2 protein-coding genes are annotated in these 2540 nt (G+C 50.0%); both read left to right on the top strand.

The features are described 5' to 3' along the window. A partial coding sequence (locus tag ACR0P9_RS10755) for an oligosaccharide flippase family protein (RefSeq protein ID WP_432620008.1) occupies positions 1-1170 on the top strand: 1170 nt, incomplete at its 5' end. A 5-nt stretch (positions 1171-1175) separates the two neighbouring features. Then, on the top strand, positions 1176-2318 hold the full coding sequence (locus ACR0P9_RS10750; RefSeq protein WP_432620006.1) for a CDP-glycerol glycerophosphotransferase family protein: 1143 nt from the start codon (positions 1176-1178) through the stop codon (positions 2316-2318). Positions 2319-2540: the final 222 nt, after the last annotated feature.

Genomic DNA, 2540 nt, shown 5'->3' with positions numbered 1-2540 from the left:
GTGCCGTATGAGACTCGTGTGCTCGGCGCAACGGTATATGGCAAAGTCGGCGTTGCAACAGCCATTATGGTGTATTTCCAGCTCGTCATTGATTTTGGATTTATTCTCAGTGCAACAGAAGAAGTCTCGCTGCACCGAGATGATAAGCAGCATGTGTCCCGTATTTTCACCTCTGTGACCATCAACAAGATTCTCTTGACGATAGGTTCTGTCATTGTTCTTGCCGTCCTGTGTCAGATCATGCCGAGTTGGCGGGAGGATCGAACCTTCTACATGCTGTTCCTTGTAGCGACGGCTGTCAACTCGATGATGCCAGATTATCTGTATCGCGGTCTGGAACAGATGGAGACCATCACCATTCGTGCGGTCATCATCAAGGCATTCTTTACTGTGATGATTGTCTTGCTGCTCAAAAAGCCGGAACAGTATTGCCTGATTCCGATTTTGAACATCATCGGCTATGCGGCAACGCTTTTGTTTGTCTATGCGCATCTGTCCCGCAAGCTGGATATTCATTTTACGCGCGTAAACATCAAGGATGTCTGGAATAATTTCCGCCGGTCGAGCACGTTTTTCTATTCGCGCATCGCAACGTCTATTTATACCGCCAGCAACACGGTGATTCTCAGTGTGATTGCCGCAGGTACTTCTACAGTCGGATATTATTCGTTGTCTGACAAGCTCGTGACAACGGCAAAGAGCGGATTATCTCCGATTTCTGACAGCATGTATCCGTACATGACCAAAAACAAAGACTTTAAGCTGGTTTGGAAAATTCTCAAGATTTTCATGCCGATTATTGTCATCGGCTGCGCTGTCGTTGCGATTTTCGCTCGTCCGCTGCTGACGCTGGTCTTTGGTGCAGGATATGGCGACGCCGCACCGGTACTGCGTGCGATGCTGCCGGTTGTCATTGTCATTTTGCCGAGCTATATTTTGGGCTTCCCGACACTCAGTGCCATGGGCTTGTCCAAATACGCAAACTATTCTGTGGTATTCGGCTCCGCACTGCATGTGTTTAATCTGCTTGTCCTGTACTTTACCGGACACATGAATATGGTCACGCTGGGTGCTTTGGTATCCATCGCAGAATGTGCGATCTTAGCGTTCCGTATCGTCGTGATCTGGCGGCACAGAGACCGCCTCAATCCGTCGAAGGGAGGAGAATAATTCTTATGTCAATCGCACAAAAGCTCAAAAAGGGCGCCGCATGGACGATGGGTCGTGCCCTGCCCATTCAGAAGAACAAAGTGGTATTTTCCAGCTTTTACGGCCGCGGCGCGTCTGACAATCCCAAAGCCATTGTCGATGCGCTGGCACAGCGTCCGGAAAAGCTTGATATTGTCTGGCTGGCAAAAGATCCCGAACACGCCGGTGTGCCGGACAATGTTCGTGTCGTTCCGTATGACACAGCGGCAGCGATTCGCGAGCTGTCCACCGCACGCGTGTGGGTAGACAACTGCCGCAAGGGCGCACATAGTAAAAAAGCCGGTCAGTATTATATGCAGACCTGGCATGGCTTTGCGCTCAAGCGCATTGAACGCGATGTTGCCGACAAGCTCAATACGCCGGAAAATGCGGCATATGCCGAGTATGCCAAGCGCGATTCTGCCCAAATCGATGCGATTATCTCCAACAGTACGTTCATGACGAAGATTTATCAGAATTCGTTCTGGTATCACGGCACGGTATTGGAATACGGTTCTGCCCGCAATGACATTCTCGTTTATCCACCGGAGGATGCCAAAGACCATGTGCGCCGTGCGCTGCATCTGCCAGAAGATTGTCAGATTATCATGTACGCGCCGACATTCCGCGCCGATCACTCGCTGGATGCCTACCAGCTGGATTATCACGCAGTATGCCGCGCCTGTGCCCAGCGATTCGGCGGCAATTGGGTGATGCTGGTTCGTCTGCATCCCAATGTTATGAAGCTCGCCAAAGATTTACACTTTGACAATCAGACGACCTTTGATGCCACGGCATTTGACGACATGCAGCTGCTGCTCGCAGGCTGTGATGCTGTCATTACGGATTATTCCTCTCTGATGTTTGATTTTGCCCTGACACGCCGCCCCTGCTTCCAGTTCGCCATGGACATCGAAGCCTACAAGGGCGACCGCAATTTCTATTTCCCGATTGATGAGACGCCATTCCCTCTCGCTGTCAACAACGAGGAAATGGTACAAAAGATTCTGCAATTTGACGCCGTTTCCTATCAGGCGGATTGGGACGCCTTCTATCAAAAGATGGGATTCTGCGAGGACGGAAAAGCATCCGAACGCTGCGTTCAGTGGATTTTGGAAAAGCTGAAGTAAAAAATGATACCATAGACGAAATCCCCGTACAGATTTGTGACCTGTACGGGGATTTTTTATGGAGAGATTTGAAATGGGGAATTTACTTGCAGTATCTCTGGATATGCTTCGCAGTCTCTTCAGCAGCGGTCTTGATGTTCTCGTCGGTGGTCATCTCGTAGTAATCCGGACGGAATACTTCCATGGTGATGAAGCCGTTCTCGAAGTCATAACCGATTTCCT

Origin of the sequence: Butyricicoccus sp., assembly GCF_050872565.1 — a bacterium.
Taxonomy (GTDB): domain Bacteria; phylum Bacillota; class Clostridia; order Oscillospirales; family Butyricicoccaceae; genus Butyricicoccus_A.
Note: the sequence above shows the minus strand (reverse complement) of the source record. Positions and strands in the feature narration are given on the sequence as shown.

Excerpts from the sequence above, each read along its gene's own strand:
- ACR0P9_RS10750 (WP_432620006.1), top strand. The coding sequence starts at position 1,176 with ATGTCAATCGCACAAAAGCTCAAAAAGGGCGCCGCATGGACGATGGGT.